The following is a 16,945-nucleotide window of genomic DNA, read 5'->3' on the forward strand; positions in this document are numbered from 1 at the left end:
TTGGATACCGGCCTCCCGCAACGGAAAGTATTGTCCAGATGGACCAGAGGCCGGTCATGCACTAACAATCAACCTGGACCACTCCGTGGGGGCAGTCCAGCGTTGTCAGACCAACCTTGGCTTGAGCCGGGATTTGGCCCGCCCTACGCGCCGCTGCTCGTGCTATCAGCGCCGCTTCACCGCCACTCACGCCCGATTCCCTGCGTAAAACCTGTTACACCATTAAGCTATGCAGGTTTGCGAGGTTCTTCTGGTGTAGGAGAGCACAGGCGCGATTCATAGAATAAAAATGTATCCGCAAATGTATCCATTTTCGACAAACTTAACGTTTTCCAAATTAAAACAGATATTTATGCTATCATTATGGCGGTGCTGTCAGACGGATTCGAACTCGTCTCTACTTGGACAGTAAGGCTGTCGTTTATGCCATGCAGAGATCGCGCCACTCAGCCAGAGCAGCGGCGCGTTTTCGCTTGAAATTTTGTCTGCTGTAGAGGCTGCGCTCCGCATTAAAAAGATTGTGGATTGAGGCGTGGACGGCGGCGAATTTCTGCAAACTGCGCATGCGCCTGAAACGAGACATCGCGCGTTCTCGTCGTCGAAATGGCAGGTGTGAGTTTTCTATTCGGTTGTTTAGCCAGCGCCCTGTTTGCTGCCGATCCGCGTTCCCAATTTCTTTCATCGCGGCCCCGTAGGAGCGCAGTTGGTCGGTGACGATACTTTCTGGACGACCGTAGCGCTTCATCAATTTTCTAAGGAATTTCAATGCTGCTTTGCGATCTCGACGCTTGGTGACGAAGGCCTCCAGAACCTCGCCTTCGTGATCCACGGCGCGCCACATGTAATGGGTCTTTCCGTTGATCTTCACGAAGACCTCGTCGAGATGCCATTTCCAATTCGAATAGCAGCGCATCCGTTGAGCTCTGGCTTTGCGGATCTCGGAGGCGAAAAGCGGGCCAAACCGCATCCACCAAAAGCGGACGGACTCGTGGCTCACGTCGATACCGCGCTCATGCAGAAGATCTTCGACATTGCGCAGTGAGAGCGGAAATCTGACGTACATCATCACCGCCAGGCGGATGATTTCGCGGCTGGTTCGAAAGTAGCGGAACGGGTTGGGCTTGCTCATTCAGGAAGGGTAGGGGGCGGTGAGCATCGTCGCAAGCTCGTCGCTCTGACACCTCCAAGGCGAGGCCTGCAGGCTCATGTCTTAGCCTTTTTTCTTCTGGCTCGGTGCGACTTCCAGACTGTTTGTCTCGGTTGATACGAAGGCGGTCTTCTCGGCTCTGTCTGAGGCCTGCGCTCTTTTGAGCCTGACGAGGACGTAACTCGTGTAGCTCACCATCAGAAGAGTGAGCAGCCAACTCGCGGCTTCGTCTCCGAATGCAGCCGAAACAAGGCTCGCCAGAAGAGGCCCGGCGACGGCGCCCATTGTCCAGACGAACAGCAAGGTGACTGTGGTCGACGCCACGTAAACTGGAACCGTGCGATCCATCGCATGCGCGACAAGCAAGGAGTATGCCGTAAGAAGGGCGCCTCCGAGGACAAAGAGCAAGCCAAGTAGAACCAATTGCAGGTTGGTCCCCAAGACGGCCCTGTAACCCGAGCCGCCCCCGGAACCGGCGATTGACAGGTACAGCAACACGGCAGATGCCACGCAGCCGTTTGCTACGATTATCCTGCGTCGATCGTAGAAGTCCGACACCCATCCCAAAGGATACATGAAAACGATACGACCCAGATAAAGAGCACCGATGGCAAGCGCGATCTCCTCGGCGTCGATACCTTGGGTGGCCGCTCGATAGGGACCAACATTGAGAAGAGTGGTTGCGACCATGCCGACCGTGAACGAACCGAGCCAGGCGGTCGGGGAATCCCGGAACACCGCCTTGAGACGAACCGAGGCATCAGCGTGCGCCGATGGCGGATCAGTCCGGGCGGCTGTCAGAATGACGATCGCAAGGCAGTACAGTAACGAAACCACCACAAACGCGACATTGATATCTTCGGGAAGCACAGGGATCATGATCTGGCTGCCGACGGAAATGGCGCCGAGCAGGATTGCATAGATAGCCAGCAAGCGCCCTCGGCTGTTTCCATCCGCCGATTGGCTGACCCAGGCGTCTCCGATGGCGAAAAGCGCAGCCGTCGCAAGGCCAGTGGTGAATCGCACGCCAAGCAGAACCGGAACGAATTCGGTCAAGGCGAAGATCAATGTCGACGCTATGCAGATCGCCGCGCCGGCAGCGAACGATCGGATGTGGCCGATCCGTGTTATCCAGCGGGACGTACGAAAACAACCGACCAGGAAGCCGAGCGAGTAGAATGCCGGCGCGAGCGCCGCGGCTTCCTGAGAGGCGCCGGACTCGGCGAAGTCGAGGGCGACGAGCGTTCCGGACGCAGCCGTGACCAACTGGATCGAGGCCATTGCGGCCAAAAGCGCGCGAAGGGTTAGCAGTTGTTTGTTTAATACTCTCATCGAGCGTTCCTAAACCTTCGTTCACTGGACAAAGCAGCGCGCGTCGGACCGACAGCATGTTGCTGAAGAAGCTAGCCCGCGCGTTCCGCTGGAAGCGCATGCTTGAGTCGGGCGAGTTCACCACGATCGCCGAACGCGAGAGGATCTTGTCCTCCTACATGACCCGCGTCGGTATTGTCAGATTAACTTTCCTAGTTTGTTCTATCCCCCGCCTGAGCTTTAACGCTCTGGCACAAACGTCTTATATACTTGGCTATCACCAAGTAGCGCCCAATGAAGCCAGCCGAGATCCGCATCCAAAATCCTATCACAGGATTTTTCTCTGACAATGCCAGCGCGTTCGGTGGAGAGTTCGATCTGCGCTGTGCGGGATCGACCCTCCACCGAATTCGTGGCTCTTACTCAGCCGGTTTGTCGAACACAGACCCGGAGAGGTCGAATTCGTCGACCGCCCCGTCGGACCGAATGAAAATCCGGTGGTTGAATCGCACGTAGTTGAGTTCGCCAGACGGATCTTCGAGCAATTCGCCCTATGCAGCGTCACTCGCAGCACGGGATCACGCGGGGGTCGTAGGCCGGTTGCGAGTGCGGTAAGCCGCCACCGAAATCCTGCGGAACGGTGTAGAAGGCCTGTGTCCATGCATGGACGTCCAGTGGTTCGAACAAGCTTTCCTGCGGCTCGTTGCGGATCGGCTGGCCTGGGTTCACGCCGCGCAGCACCTCGCCGCCATCGACCACCACCACGCCGTTGACGATCACGAAGGGAATGCCGGAGGACGGCAGATTGCCCTGCGCGTAGGTGGAGTTGTCGGTCACTGTCTCCGGGTCGAAAATCGTGATGTCGGCGATCATGCCCTCCTGCATCCGCCCGCGCTCCTGCATCGCTTTCAGCCCCGTAAGACCGAGCGGGCGCGCCGAGTTCCAGCTGAGCTGGGCGACGCTCTGCATCAGGGGGATGCCGTTCTCGCGCCCCATGCGCAACGTCCGCGCGCAGCTGCCGGCCCCGCGTGGGTGACTGTTGGGCAGATCCTCGAAGGGCGTATCCCATGTGATGCTGTCGTCGAGGATCGGCATCCCGTCTGACGCGATCGCCACGTCAGGCAGCCGCAGCCAGTCGAGGATGGCGCTCTCAGGCATCTTGTAGGCCAGCACCAGCCGCGCCGGCTCGCGCGCCATCATCTCCGCGCGGCTCTCCTGCGTGTACCATTCCCCGGTCAGCGCATCCTGGATGGTCTCCTCGTACTTGTAGCCGAGCTGATCTACCCAGATCTCCGGTTCGAGGAAGACGGCGTTCAGCGCCGTCGAGCCCGCCGCGTAGGGGTAGAGCTCGCCCCACATGTTGTGGCCTTGCGCGCGCATCCGCACCAGCAGCTCGTGCACGAGGTTGTATCCGGGGTTGTTAAAGTGACAGGCGATGGCGGGCGCGCCGAGCGCGGCGGCGTTCGCAAGCATCTCTTGGATACCGTTCGCTTCGCTCGTGTCCGTGCCGGGCGTGTAGCGGAAGTGGAAGGCGCAGGGTCTTCCATAAGCCGCAGCGATGCGCTGGATCTCGAAGACCTCGCGTGCCGATGCGCCGTCGCGCATGTAGCCGAGCGTCGAGCCGATGCCGACCGCGCCCGCGGCGAGGCCCGTATCGAGCACGCGCAGGATCTCGTTGCCCTTCTCGAGGTCCGGGCGGGTATGGGACCAGCCAGACTTGTCCGAGCCGCGATGGTTCATGGCCTCAGGCGCATCGATCGTCGTGATGCCGTCGAGCACCAAGGTACGCGCGAATTCGTGGCAGCTGGCGCAGCCGTAGTTGATCTGGTTGGTCCCGCGGCGCTGTGCGTACCAGTCATCCACCAGCGTCCCGAGCGTCCCAATCTCGAGGTCCATGACCGTCGTTCGCCCGTCGAGCAGTGCAAGCTTGTTGCCCATGGGCCGGGGCCAGTGAAAATGCGTGTCGATGAAGCCGGGCGCGACGACATGGCCGCTGGCGTCGATCTGGCGGCCGCCCTCGAGCGGTTCGACTGTGATAGCGGCGATCCGACCCGCGCGCACGCCGACATTTGCGACCTGGTCAAACCCGGTCTCGGGGTCCATCACCCGCCCGCCAAGGATCACGAGGTCGAATGGCTCCCTCGTCTGCGCCAAGGCTCTACCGGCGGACCCAATGGCGGCCGCACCCGCGGCAACACCAAGGTTGAACTCCCTGCGGGTGATCTCGTTCTCGCTCATGTTGTTCTCTCCTCTCCATTTCGGTTGGGCGATGCCGACGGCGACGCCACGCGCCGCAGTCAGGTTCTTTGGGTTTGGTTTCTGCATTGGACGCCTCATGTCGTCGATGCAGCGCGTTCGGTGGAGAGGTCGATCTGCACCTCGCAGGATCGCCTCTCCACCTGATCCGTGGCTCTTGTCGCCCTGGTTATTGGAAGACAGTACCGGAGAGGTCGAAGTCGTCGACCGCCCCGTCGCCCCGAATGAAGATCCGGTGGTTGAATCGCACGTAGTTGAGTTCGCCAGACGGATCTTCGAGCAATTCGCCAAGGGCGCCCTCGTTCGGGCCTTCGGTGATGATGAAATAGCCATCAGCCGTGTTGGCCACATTGGCCGGCGCGGGATCCGATCCGCTGGTCAATGCGGAGAACTGCACAAACACATATTTGTCGCCCTCTTTGCGGATCTCGATGTTTTGGGAATTCCCCTTGAAGACGCCGACGAAGGGATCGAGCACAGCCGGATCAACACCCGCTGCGACCGGAGAGTCGGCCTCGATTCCCGTGAAGGCTTTGACCATGTCGTCCGCAATTTTGCTGTAGGCTTCGACTCCGCGATCGCTGTGCACCATGATCACCACGGCAAAGTCGTGTTCCGGGATCAGCTTCAGAAAGGACCGCGTGCCGGGCCAATTCCCCCCGTGATAGGGGCTGGTGACGCCGTCGTAGTCGTGGACGAACCATGTCAGTCCGGTAAAGTCGCCGTCCGAAGCGTCGACTGCCGGAGCGTGGGCATAGTCCAACGATTCCATGGACAGCAGCTGGTTCCCGGCGGCGTCCTTGCCGTCCAGCTGAAAGCGGGCGTATTTCAGCATGTCGGTAACCGTAGACCGAATTCCGCCGGAGGCTGCCGACTCTCTGACCATCGGAATATAGTAAGGCTTGAGATCGCTGATGTCGCCTTCGCCGTAGATCGGCGGATGACCCCATGCATAATCCTTGGCCGGCGGGGTGGGATCGTAGTTAAAGGATGACGACTCCATGCCGAGCGGGGTGAGCAGGTTCTCTTCGATCAGGTCCTCGATCGGCTTTCCGCCGGCATGCGACACCACATGGGTCGCGAAGGTGATGGCGGTGTTGTTGTACATCCAGGTTTGACCGAACGGATAGAGCTGCTCGACGTAAGCCGCCTGGAGCATGACCTTCTCGCTGATCGACCCGCCCGGAGGAACAGGAAGGAACCCATGGTCGCCATACCAGCCAGCGTGATGGTGGAACAGGTCAACGACCCGGGCTTTCGACGTCGCTTCCGCATCGGCGACCCTCCACCACGGCAGGATATCGACGACACGCGCGTTCAAATCCAGTTTGCCCTGTTCGGACAGCTTCATGGCCGTTGTCGACAGGAAGGTCTTTGTCACCGAGCCGATTTGAAATTGCGTATCAGTGGTAACGGGCTCTCCTGTGGTGACGTTCGTGACACCGAGGCCGGCGCCGTAGGAGTTGGGCCCATGGATGACCCCGATACCAAGTCCCGGGATTTTCAGCTCCTTGATCAGTTCAGAAGCTTCGGCGAGGACCGCATCAAAGGTCGCCTGGCCCTCTTCCTTTGTCATTGCCTGCTGTGCGAGCGCAGGCTGAATGGCGAGTGATGACGAAACGGTTACGGCAAATAACAGTTTCATAAGGTTCTTCATTGGATTTTTCCTTTTCATTAGGTCCGTCACTGGTTTTTCCTTTTCTTCAAAAAGACGACTCTTCCCGGAGCGTTCTGTATTCGCGGTTCGGGGCCTCCACGGCGAAGTTTCTCCGTTTACTGCTTCGCCATCTGCCCGACGTGGAAGTAGTCGAACAGCGAGCGGGCGACTTCGGCAATTGCCCGATCCCTGTCTGCCTCGGATGTCACGCTGCTCTTGGTGAACACGGCGATTGCAAACCGACGACCGTCGGGGAGCGTGATATAGCCGACGTCATTGGCCACTCCCCCTATGGTTCCGGTCTTGTGCGCCACGGGCGTTCCCCTGGGCAGCAGTCCCTTGAGCCGGCCAGCGCCGGTGCGCGTGCGCGACATGACGTCAATCAGGAAGTTGCGGCTCTCGGCGCTTGTCGCCGTGCCACCGTCGATGGCAAGCAGGAGTTGCAGCATCGCAAGCGGCGTTGCCTGGTCGCGGGGATCCGCCTCGAAGTCGAGATTCCGGTCAGCCTGGATCTTCAAGAGTTCCGGCCGGGCCTTGAAGACCTCTGTGGCGAGTTTATGCGTGGCCGGTCCCGGCAAACCATAGAACTCCCCGATGATCTCGCCGGTGGGCCGATCGACTCTGATATCGCTGATCCCGATCCTGCGCAGATATTGGGTCACCGCCGCGGGTCCTCCAGCCAGTCCCATCGAGATGTCGGTCGCCGTGTTATCGCTCTCCGTGATCATCACCTCGATCACGTTCGCGATCGACAACTGGAGCCCAGGGTGAACGAATGTGCCGTTCAGCGCAGCGTCCCCGATCATCATCATGTCGAGTGTGACATCGACCATCTGGTCGAGGCTGAGTTCGCCTTTGTCGACGCGATCCAAGACAGCAGCGGCAATCGCAACCTTGTAGGTGCTGGCCATGACGAAGGTTTCATCGCCATTGAACGCGATTACCTCGTCGCCACCGATTTCCTGCGCCGCGAAGCCGATGCGCCCGGCAAGCTTCGTGGCGACCCGCTCGATCGCGGCTCCAACGGACTGTCCTTCCCCTGTCTGGGCGTATGCCGGGCCGAAGGTCGCCGCCGAAAAAGTCATCAGCCCGGTAATAAGTATTGCTGTCAAAAGGAATTTTTTGGCCTTCACGGTGCTTTCCCCCCAAATTTCCAGGCTCCAACGCTTTCCGAGTTCGCCAGCGCGGCTTGGCAGTCGCCACAGTCTCATCGTTTACGGTTTATTTATTAACACGCCAGGGGCGCACCCTGTTTGCGGCTCATGCCAACTGTGTCATAAAAATGTCCTAGAAAGTTAACCTGATGGCGTTGAGGGAGCAGCACGAATGAGCAGAAAATCTGCCCCGAGATTCACGCGCGGTATGTTGATTTTGTCCCAGCTCGCAAAGGCCTTCACCTCGCGTGGCGGCGACATTGAAGCGCTTCTTATCCGAAACGGTATTCCCGTCGCCGCGCTGACCGACCCTGCGATGCTGGTTGACGCGTCCGCCTGTTATTCCGCCATGGAGGATATGGCGGAAACTCTTGACGATCCGTATTTTGGCGCAAAGGTGGCAATGGAAACAGCGAGGAAAGGAACACCGGCGTTCCGGGATTCGGCGACCCATGCTCTCAACTTGGGAGATTTTCTGTCCCGGGTGGTGGTAGAAGTCTCAAAGCAGGTCGATAACGTGCGGTACTCCCTTTCCATCACACCCGGCAATGTAAACTTCGACATTCACCGCACCGTCAGGGTTACTAAGCCGTCGAAACAGTTGGATGCAATCGGCGTCACGCTTTTTGTGACTTTAATAAAGAAAGGGATCGGAGAGACGTTCAACCCAAAAGAGATTCTTATCACTGTGCCGACCACCCACGGGCTTCTGCCGGGTTTTCTTCCGAAACAGGCGCTCATCACATCCCAGATCGACGGCTTGCGGATTTCATTTCCGCCGCACTGGCTTTGGGCACCATTCTCGTTGGACTGGGACTCAGTGAAGGCGTCACGAGGGGAGTTTGACACAGATGGCACCAGCGAAGCGACCCTTTCCTATCTTCGCGGCATGCTGAGGGGCAACATCGCTTATCAGGATCTGACACTGAACGACTTTGCCTCAATCTGCCGCGTGCATCCACGCCGCATCCAGCGCACACTGTGGGTAAAGGGCACCTCCTACAGTCATATGAAGGACGACGTCCGCAAGAGCATCGCCGAAGACCTCTTGTCAAACACGACCCTGTCCATTGCGCAAATTGCCCTTCAGGTAGGTCTCTCAGGCCCAGCCGCCTTTGACCGTGCATTCAGGCGATGGACCGGTAGGACGCCGACACAATTCAGGGCAGAATCGAAGGGCGTACAGATTTGACCTGCCCCCGCGAAATCCCTCAAGGTGATGTAGTGTCTGCGCCGAACCTGAAGGAGTAGACGAATGCGGAATAGCCGTTTCTGACGCTATGACTACAACACGGTCAGACCGCAATCATCGCTGGGCAACCAGACACCGCTGCAAGTGTGCCGGACGCTTGAGCAATTTGAGGGCTCCGCGCTCGGCGCGCTTGCGCAAGACAGGCAACCCGAATACCCAGATCCAACCTGCAGACTCTCATTATGACGGAGGGATCTCGCGGGGGCAGGTCACGTCGCGTGTTTACGCTCAACCTGTAAACTGGGGAGAAGTATTCCGATGTTTTTTGGCATAGATGAGGTGAAGTTCAAGGCCTGTGTTCTATTGTTTGTCACAAGTCTTGCAATTGTGGGCTGCGGTCCGGCGGAACGCGGGATGATCGGCCTGGCAGCCGAACCTCAGAATGGTGATGCTGCCGAAAATCTCAGAAAACACGAGATCTTCATCCTGACCTCACGTGCTCCTGACAGTGATCCAACCATTTTGTTCTCGGGAAAACGATCGTCCGAAATTGGGTTGGCGAAACTGACGATCAGTGTGCCCCCGAACCACACACCCGGCAAGATAGAGAGCCCCCGGTCCGGCATCCCCCGTCCAGCGGAGCATTTCACCGCAACCGATCCAGCAATCTTTGCGTCCGAAGGCGATTTCGTCTCCGCCTTGCAGGCAGAATTGAACCGGCGCTCTGTCGATAAACGGAACGTTTTGGTTTTTGTGCATGGCTACAACACAACCTTGTCAGAAGCAGTTCTTCGGATGGGTCAATTCGTTGAGGATTCCGGCTATGAGGGCGTTCCAGTTTTGTTCAGCTGGGCCTCCGGTGGCCGTTTTTTGGACTACGTTTATGACATGAACAGCGTCCTGGTCGCGCGGGACGACCTGTTGCTCGGTGCTAATCTCATCTCGAAAACCAACGCAAAGGCCGTTGATGTCCTATCGCATTCCATGGGCAATCTGCTGACGGTCGAAGCAATGCGACAGGCAAAACTTAACGGCACCTTGAACCGGACAGGTCGGCTTCGCCATGTCATTTTGGCGGCACCCGACATTGACGCCGATCTGTTCCGGCAGCAGCTGGCACCGTTTGCCGACAATGAACGGCAATTTTACATTCTTATCTCGCGCGACGACCGGGCTTTGAGTTTTTCCCGGCTTCTTGCGCGAGGAGTGCCGCGGGTCGGCAATGAGGACGTTCAAGATCTGGCACGACTTGGCGTGACAGTCTTAGATCTGTCTGAGATCGACGTGAATGGTTCAAACCACTCAAAATTCGCAGACTCGCCCGAGATAGTGCAGTTGATTGGCAAGAGACTAAGCGTCGATGGAGTGAGCGCGAGGAACGGTTCGGATCCACTCCTCTCGTCGGTGCTGATGCTGCCAATTACAGTCACCGTAGCGACGCTGGACCGGTGACCGCTGCAACGTCTGAGCATCAACGAGCGAACTCTGAGTCAAATCTTAAACGTAAACGCAATGGTTGCGTTGAAGGACCCGCCAGCGAAGGCGTTTGACGCCTTGCCGGTCAAACCATCGGACATCATCATGGATCATGCAACCAAGACAATAGAGCGGTTTCAATCGCCAGCTTTCACCATCATGGCATCGCTGATTTCGAACAAGCGCGTATTGCCACAGATCACGATGACGGAGCGCAGCCGGGAGGCTGGTGCATCTGCTGTCACAGAAACCGTCTGACTATCCAGCATCTGGGCAACCATTCCGTCCGGCGGTGTCGTGGTAATCACCGCGAAGACCTTTGGCACTGCAGAACGATCTGCCTTTCCGATTTTCAGGCCGACAGTATATCCTGGTGTGGGCAGCGTGAGATCGCCGCTCACGAAAAGGAGGGGGGATGCTCCATCATGCGGAGCCGGGGTGAGTTTTACGACCCAGTTGCTGCTTTCGATCACAGGGCAATCATCGGTTGGCGTCGAGGAAGACATTTCGCGCTCGCTCTGGGCTTGATCCGACTGGTTTTGCGCGTTGCACGCAGTCGTGGCAAGCATCGGTAAAACCGCCAGACAGAGGACCAAAGCTTTCGATTGTGTCATGACTGGATCCTCCTGAAGTTAAACCCGTTTCACCGCCGCTTTTGCGTCGCCCGACATCAAGAGCTGCTGATTCGCAGCAGCTTATGACGTCGTTGTAGTACGGTTATGTTCACAACACGCCCCCCGAATGCGTTTGGAACGGCAAAGAATGTATAGATCCAAGCCACGACTAACAGCGGCTAACAGACAATAGTAGGCAGAATTTTGACGCGCTGCAGCCGGGAAACAAGATCCAATTCCTACGCTGGCGAAATCCGCCAGGGGCATTTGGCATCGTGGTCGGGTACCGTTCGGCTCCGGGTGCCTTCACACTTCAATCCACAGTGTGGAAGAAGCCAATAGATCATCTTGGCGAAGAACTCGTGGGGCGCCTCGGGTCGCGCGGGTTCATGACACCGCCCGTCACACATGTTCCGCACCGAACGGGACACCATACACGGTTGAGTCGCTCTGGCCTCGGACGAATGCAGGACCCGTTGTTGATGATGTGGACGCCGCTGCCAGCGAAGCGCCAAATATGGTGCTTAGAACGAAGCAAAAGCAAGAAAGGAGCGTTCCGATGAACATTGCGACAATTGGATTGGACTTGGCGAAGAGTGTCTTTCAGGCCCATGGCGTGGATGAGGCCGGTACGACCTTTCTGGTGAAGAAACTGCATCGCAAACACATGCGCCGTTCTTCTCGAAGCTGCCGCCCTGCCTGATCGGTGTGGAAGCTTGTGCCACGGCGCATCATTGGGCAAGGACGTTGATCGCCATGGGCCATGACGTGCGGATCATGCCGCCGTCCTACGTCAAGGGATACGTAAAACGCGGAAAGAGCGACGCTCTGGATGCCGAGGCAATCTGCGAGGCCGTTGGGCGTCCGACGATGCGGTTCGTTCCTGTGAAGACGGTGGAACAGCAGAGCATCCTGATGGCGCACCGGACCCGATCGCTTCTTGTTCGCCAACGAACCATGGCCGCGAATGCGCTTCGCGCGCACCTGGCCGAGTATGGCCAGGTCGCAAACCCGGGCATCGCCAATCTGGTGAAGCTGGCGGACAAGGCGTTCGCCGATGAAGCCCTGCCAGCCTATGCCCACCGGGCGCTTGAGATCCTGATCCGCCGGATCGCTGAACTAACCGAAGAGATCGGCGCACTGGATCAGGACCTGAAGGCCTGGCATGCCGGGAACGAGGCAAGCCGCAGGCTCGCGGCCATTCCTGGTATTGGGGTGATCACCGCGACCGCCCTCGCTGCGACCGTTACAGACCCGGATCAATTCCGTTCCGGTAGACAGTTCGCTGCCTGGCTTGGGCTCACGCCGCAGCAGCACTCGACAGGTGGAAAAACCCGGCTTGGCGGCATCTCGAAACAGGGCGACCGCTATCTCAGGCGATTGCTGGTCGTCGGGGCCACGGCAGTCATGAGGCACGCCAAGCGAAACCCGACGCCGATGACGGACTGGGTAAACGGATTGCTGGAAAAAAAGCCCTTCCGGCTCGTCTCTGTCGCGCTCGCGAACAAACTCGCCCGAATAGCATGGGCGCTGCTTACCCGTGGCGAGACCTACCGGCCCTACGGGCGGCCCGCCTGACGGCACCAGGCCAAAAACGAATTGGCAATGGCAGTCGATGATGCGTAACGATTGAGCCAATGGTGAAGCAAACCCGTCTGATTCAACGCGCCTCCAAAGCGCGCCAGGTTGATCAGGGACCTCACCGGTGGATTTCCATCAGGGCCAGCGGCAGATGACAGTCGCACAAACCGGCCGGACATATGAAAGCAACCGATCACCGCAACCGACAAAATCAACCCTTGCCATAGGCGGCGTCCACATATGAACCAGAGCCTCGATTTCCTCGGTTGCCTTCTGCCCTTTTTCTGGCCGCATGGCAGGATCAGACAGGAGCCGAAGCGGCAATGGTGCTGTCTCAGATCTTGTGCTTGATCTTGCTGCCAGTCCCCGGTGCCAGAGCGGGTTGGGTTCTGGACCACAGTGTATTCCCGGCGATCCTCGGGGCTGCTTTCGCGGGCGGGATCGACATGCTGCTGTCGATTATCAAATACGTCATACACTGACCTCCTGCGCGGCTATTCATTCGTCGCAGGTCGAAGGCGCCAAAGGTTTTCACCCTGCGCGACGAGGCCTTGCCGCGCGTCGGCGCGTTCTCCTGCATGCAATAGGCGGCGCAGATCCTCACCCACGGCTCGGCTGTAGATGTGATAGAGATGACCTGTTGGACCCTCGCTGGGAAGGTCGCTGAGGTCGATCATCTCGACGCCTGCAAGTCGGGAAACATCGTTTCCCGTCTCCCCAAGCCGCGGGTAGCCATGCAATTGCGCGGAGAGCGCCAGCGGTCTGTCCCCGCTCGTCGCATAGACTGTCATGCTCTCCGCGATGGGACGCACCCGGGGTAAAATTCGTTCGAAGATCCCGAAATCCATATCCGGCGCCAGCAGCACAACATGTCCGAGCCGGATGTCAGGATGCCGATTGGCAACTTCGGCCAGCGCCAGAACGACACCCCGAGCACCAAGGCTGTGCCCGATGACATCCACGTTTCCGGCGCCGAAGCGCCGCTCCAACTCTATGATCGCGTCCGCAATGTCCGGCAGGCTCCAGTAAAGGTCGGCTTCGTCATGGGTGTAGTAGGCCGCAGCACCGTCCGAGGGCCAGCTGAACCACAGGAACCGCCCCACAAGGTCGGCGTTCTGCTGCAGCAACGCAGCGCGGCGGCAGCCTTTCTCGAAGCTGATATAGTATCCGTGGACATAGAGCGCCGGACCACGTGCGCCGGCCGTTCCTTCTAGCCGATCCAGGATGGCGCCCGGGTCCGCTTCCTCCACCGTCTGAACGCGGAGGAGCTCCTCGCGCAAGAAATTCGGAGCCATGTCGGCAAGGGGCGCCAGAACGCCAAGGCCAAGCTCTTCGACGCGGCATGCACCCGCTTTCAGATCGCTGCGTTCTCCCGCGTAAAAATCAGCTGGATCATCCGATCCTGTCCTGTTGCGAAGCGTGAGATAGGGGAATTCCAAGGCCTGGATCTCCGTCTGGGCCGTCGACGGCACGGGGAAGGCGCATGACAAGGCGCCGAGGCAGAGCATGACGCCCATCAAGCGGGGGAAGGATGGTGCGCACATTTTCATCCCCGATATGTACCTCAGCCGCGCTTGCCGAAAAAGGACCTTGGCGTTTGCACCATGCCCTTTCACCATGAAGGTACAGGCCGTCGCACAGGCGGTGTACCACACTGGCATTCTCGAATGCAGCAGTGGGAAAATAAATGATCGCGTCGCTTCGCAAGTCTTTTGCGCGTCGGGCGACCTCGTGACAAGGTCGGAACCGAGACGTCGAACCCAGGGTCAAAGAGGCAAAATGAACAACGGGCAAATAGCCAGGATCATCGGCAAGGTCTCGGTGCCGTGCTTGCTTCTCGGGCTGCTCTTCTTTGCGGCCTCGCTGACCCCGTCGCTCATCCCGCGCGGACCGGCTGTGCAAGGACTCCTCGGCGGGCTTGTTATGGCGATCGGCTATCTGATCGGCCAGATCGTTGCGCTGCTCTGGCGGGCGGCCGATCTTCCGCAGTTGTCCGGGCGGCCCGCAAACGTCCTAACAACGGTGATCGCGCTACCGCTCTTGGCGTTCTTTCTCTGGGTCCTTGGGTCCAGCCTGCGGTGGCAGAACGACATCCGCGGGAAGATGGGCATGGAAGAAGCGGATGCGCTTCAACTCGCCACGATCCTGCTGATCGCCTTTGCGACCTTTGCCGTCGCTTTCGCGCTTGGACGCGTTGTCGCCGCGCTGTTCCGCCTGATCCGGTCAAGGTTCTATCGCGTCATGCCGCCGCGGCGCGCTAATGTGCTGGGGTTCATCGCGGTCGTGCTCATCCTGTTCGTGGTCACGCGTGATGGCATCGTCGATGGGGTCGTGACGGGCCTCGACGAAAGCTACGAAGCCGCCCAGGAGCTCTTTGAGACCGCCCCGTCGCCTCCCGGCGACCCACGCATGACCGGCAGCGCAGAGTCCCTGATCGATTGGGCATCCATGGGCAAGCCCGGGCGGGACTTCATCACCTCCGGCCCAACATCCGAGGATATCTCGGCCTTCACCGGTCGGCCCGCGCTTAATCCGATACGCGTCTATGTCGGGCGCGCCAATGGCGAGACGCCCGAGGCTCGGGCCGAATTGGCGCTTGCCGAACTGATCCGGCAAGGCGCGTTCGAGCGCGACGTTCTGGTCGTGGCAAGCCCCACCGGCACCGGCTGGATGGACCCGGGATCCCACGATCCGGTCGAATACATGCATGGCGGGAACATCGCCACGGTCGCCGCGCAGTATTCCTACCTGCAATCACCGCTTGCGCTAATCCTAGAGACACGCACGGGCCTGGAACAGGCGACCGCGCTTCAGGACGTGGTGCATATGTACTGGAAGACGTTGCCCGTCGATGCGCGGCCCCGTCTATTCGTTCACGGGTTGAGCCTTGGCGCATGGTCGTCGATGCATGCCACGAACATGTTCCGACTGCTCGACGATCCCATCGACGGCGCGTTCTGGGTCGGGCCGCCCTTTCCCTCTGCCTTCTGGAACCATGTGCAGAACCAGCGCAATCCGGGCACACCCTGGATCATGCCCGAGATCGGGGGCGGGTCGCTGGTCCGCTATGCATCCCACACGGCGGATGCGTCCGAGGCCGCGGCGGACTGGGGAAACATGCGCATCGTCTTCCTGCAATATTCCAGCGACCCGGTCGTCTTCTATGACCCACGGTCGCTCTGGCGGGCGCCGCCGTGGATGCGGGATCCGCCGGCCGAGGACATGACGGAGCACTTCATCTTCATGCCCGTCGTGACGCAGTTCCAGCTGGCGCTCGACATGGCCCTTTCCTTCGGCGCGCCGCCTGGCCACGGCCATGCCTACTTCGCGCAGGACTATATAGGGCCTTGGGTTCAGGTCACGGCGCCCTCGGATTGGACCCCCGAAGATACGCAGCGGCTCAAGGCGCATTGCAACGTCGGCTACCAGCTCGGTTGCGCCAACGGTCAGCGGTGATCGGAAGAGTCATGGCGCAGGAAGCCGACTCACGCGATGCTTCGAGACGGCCACCCTGTCACTCGGGGGTCTCGAAAAAATGCAAGACGACACGCCCGTCGAAATCCTCTATCACAAGACCCGCACCATAGCGCACGTAATCCGAAACCTGCGCGAGCGCTTCGAGGAAACGCCGCTCCTGCGCCTCGATCTCATCGGGGCAGGCCATCATGGTTCCGGCCATGTTCTCTGGAAAGGCAAGCCCTAGGCCGGATGGCTGCAACTGTCCCCGGAACCGATTGCACCCTCCAAAGGCTGAGACATTCATCGCGTCGTCGATCACGAGCGTAGCCGGATCATCATTGGGAAAGGCTTCGCCGAAGCCCTCCGTCACGGCCCAAGCCACACCGCTAAGGCGAGATCAATTCACGGGCCTGTTGACCATATGATCGTCAAGGAACTCGCATACGAAGGTTGATTGCTAAAGAGCGCGACGGGACGCGAAATCACGCGATCGAAACATGAACATATTTTGCACACGACGCTCCGCAAGTTCTTGAAACTCCGTCAAAATCATCACCATCTATCACGGGGCAAACTCACCAAGCCATCTGAATGGCGTGTGTGGATGGCGCCCGCATAGCAAGAGTTTTTTTGAAGCAGAATGGGCTTGGTCAGATGCTGGCATGTGTCCGGCCTGTTGATGCGGTGCACGTGACCGCTGGCCCTTCTGTGGTTGCCGCTGATTGTGCAAGAAGTTTCTGCTGCATGGCTCCTCTCTCGCAGATGATAGCACCTGCATTATGGCGCATTGCGACGCCGGTAGAGCGGGAGCCATCCACCCCATCAGCTTTGGTCGGCTTTGCAGACATTGGTTGAGGCCGCAGCATCATGCAGTTTGGGCTCCTTCAAGTCGTTCGCTGCGCTGTGCACGAGTGTCCGGTTTGGGTATTTTCTCACCTTCGTCCCAATTCATGGCTGGACTGCCGCGACTTTTCGAGCGCTCCTATGCCTGCGCCCGATACTTGGTTCGGGCTGCTCTCGGTAGCAGGGCCGGCGTTGGGTCGGCCCAAAAACCGGGAGACCGACATGGCACAAACCAAGGTTGCGGGGATTAAGCAC

The 16,945-nt window shown here is 59.1% G+C and carries 12 protein-coding genes and 2 pseudogenes; 6 read left to right on the forward strand and 8 right to left on the reverse strand.

The genetic code is table 11. The features are described 5' to 3' along the window. Nucleotides 1-421: 421 nt before the first annotated feature. Together EZV60_RS18600 and EZV60_RS18605 are read right to left on the reverse strand one after the other, a co-directional pair. Nucleotides 422-1,129, reverse strand: a complete 708-nt coding sequence (locus EZV60_RS18600; protein WP_135507517.1) for an IS6 family transposase — start codon at nt 1,127-1,129, stop codon at nt 422-424. Between the two features lie 81 nt (nt 1,130-1,210). Continuing rightward, a complete protein-coding gene (locus EZV60_RS18605) occupies nt 1,211-2,479 on the reverse strand; it encodes an MFS transporter (protein WP_135507519.1) in 1,269 nt (422 codons plus the stop codon). 56 nt (nt 2,480-2,535) lie between these two features. Here EZV60_RS18605 and EZV60_RS18610 point away from each other — a divergent pair, with 56 nt between their 5' ends. Then, nucleotides 2,536-2,805, forward strand: coding sequence for a hypothetical protein (locus tag EZV60_RS18610; protein WP_135507521.1), 270 nt, complete (start codon nt 2,536-2,538; stop codon nt 2,803-2,805). Between the two features lie 214 nt (nt 2,806-3,019). On the opposite strand, the gene EZV60_RS18615 is transcribed toward EZV60_RS18610, so the two are convergent. From EZV60_RS18615 to bla, 3 genes are all read right to left on the reverse strand, one after another. Then, nucleotides 3,020-4,783 carry an amidohydrolase family protein gene (locus EZV60_RS18615; RefSeq protein WP_210115130.1) on the reverse strand — a complete coding sequence of 588 codons (1,764 nt, stop codon included), beginning with the start codon at nt 4,781-4,783 and terminating at the stop codon, nt 3,020-3,022. 100 nt (nt 4,784-4,883) lie between these two features. Further along, nucleotides 4,884-6,371, reverse strand: a complete 1,488-nt coding sequence (locus tag EZV60_RS18620; RefSeq protein WP_210115131.1) for a serine hydrolase domain-containing protein — start codon at nt 6,369-6,371, stop codon at nt 4,884-4,886. A gap of 116 nt (nt 6,372-6,487) precedes the next feature. Further along, nucleotides 6,488-7,504, reverse strand: coding sequence for a class A beta-lactamase (bla, locus tag EZV60_RS18625; RefSeq protein WP_245306363.1), 1,017 nt, complete (start codon nt 7,502-7,504; stop codon nt 6,488-6,490). A 193-nt stretch (nt 7,505-7,697) separates the two neighbouring features. Between bla and EZV60_RS18630 the strand changes: the two genes are divergently transcribed. From EZV60_RS18630 to EZV60_RS18640, 3 genes and pseudogenes are all read left to right on the forward strand, one after another. Then, nucleotides 7,698-8,717, forward strand: coding sequence for an AraC family transcriptional regulator (locus EZV60_RS18630; RefSeq protein WP_245306364.1), 1,020 nt, complete (start codon nt 7,698-7,700; stop codon nt 8,715-8,717). An 84-nt stretch (nt 8,718-8,801) separates the two neighbouring features. Continuing rightward, nucleotides 8,802-8,963: pseudogene (locus EZV60_RS18635) on the forward strand (IS3 family transposase); the annotation flags it as partial. Between the two features lie 72 nt (nt 8,964-9,035). Beyond that, complete coding sequence (locus EZV60_RS18640) at nt 9,036-10,169, forward strand: alpha/beta hydrolase (protein WP_135507523.1); 1,134 nt, start codon at nt 9,036-9,038, stop codon at nt 10,167-10,169. A 161-nt stretch (nt 10,170-10,330) separates the two neighbouring features. Here EZV60_RS18640 and EZV60_RS18645 read toward each other — a convergent pair whose 3' ends face one another. Continuing rightward, nucleotides 10,331-10,807: a hypothetical protein gene (locus EZV60_RS18645; RefSeq protein WP_135507525.1), complete on the reverse strand. Its 477-nt coding sequence runs from the start codon at nt 10,805-10,807 to the stop codon at nt 10,331-10,333. Between the two features lie 559 nt (nt 10,808-11,366). Between EZV60_RS18645 and EZV60_RS18650 the strand changes: the two are divergent. Next, nucleotides 11,367-12,385 (forward strand): annotated as a pseudogene (locus EZV60_RS18650) (IS110 family RNA-guided transposase). 497 nt (nt 12,386-12,882) lie between these two features. Here EZV60_RS18650 and EZV60_RS18655 read toward each other — a convergent pair. Next, a complete protein-coding gene (locus EZV60_RS18655) occupies nt 12,883-13,827 on the reverse strand; it encodes an alpha/beta hydrolase (RefSeq protein WP_245306365.1) in 945 nt (314 codons plus the stop codon). A 340-nt stretch (nt 13,828-14,167) separates the two neighbouring features. On the opposite strand from EZV60_RS18655, the gene EZV60_RS18660 reads away from it, so the two are divergent. Continuing rightward, nucleotides 14,168-15,844 (forward strand): alpha/beta hydrolase, encoded by a 1,677-nt coding sequence (locus tag EZV60_RS18660; RefSeq protein ID WP_135507529.1) that lies wholly within the window; start codon nt 14,168-14,170, stop codon nt 15,842-15,844. 58 nt (nt 15,845-15,902) lie between these two features. On the opposite strand, the gene EZV60_RS18665 is transcribed toward EZV60_RS18660, so the two are convergent. Then, nucleotides 15,903-16,229 carry an META domain-containing protein gene (locus EZV60_RS18665; protein ID WP_135507531.1) on the reverse strand — a complete coding sequence of 109 codons (327 nt, stop codon included), beginning with the start codon at nt 16,227-16,229 and terminating at the stop codon, nt 15,903-15,905. Nucleotides 16,230-16,945: the final 716 nt, after the last annotated feature.

Origin of the sequence: Roseovarius aestuariivivens (genome assembly GCF_004761875.1) — a bacterium.
In the GTDB taxonomy this organism is placed as follows: domain Bacteria; phylum Pseudomonadota; class Alphaproteobacteria; order Rhodobacterales; family Rhodobacteraceae; genus Roseovarius; species Roseovarius aestuariivivens.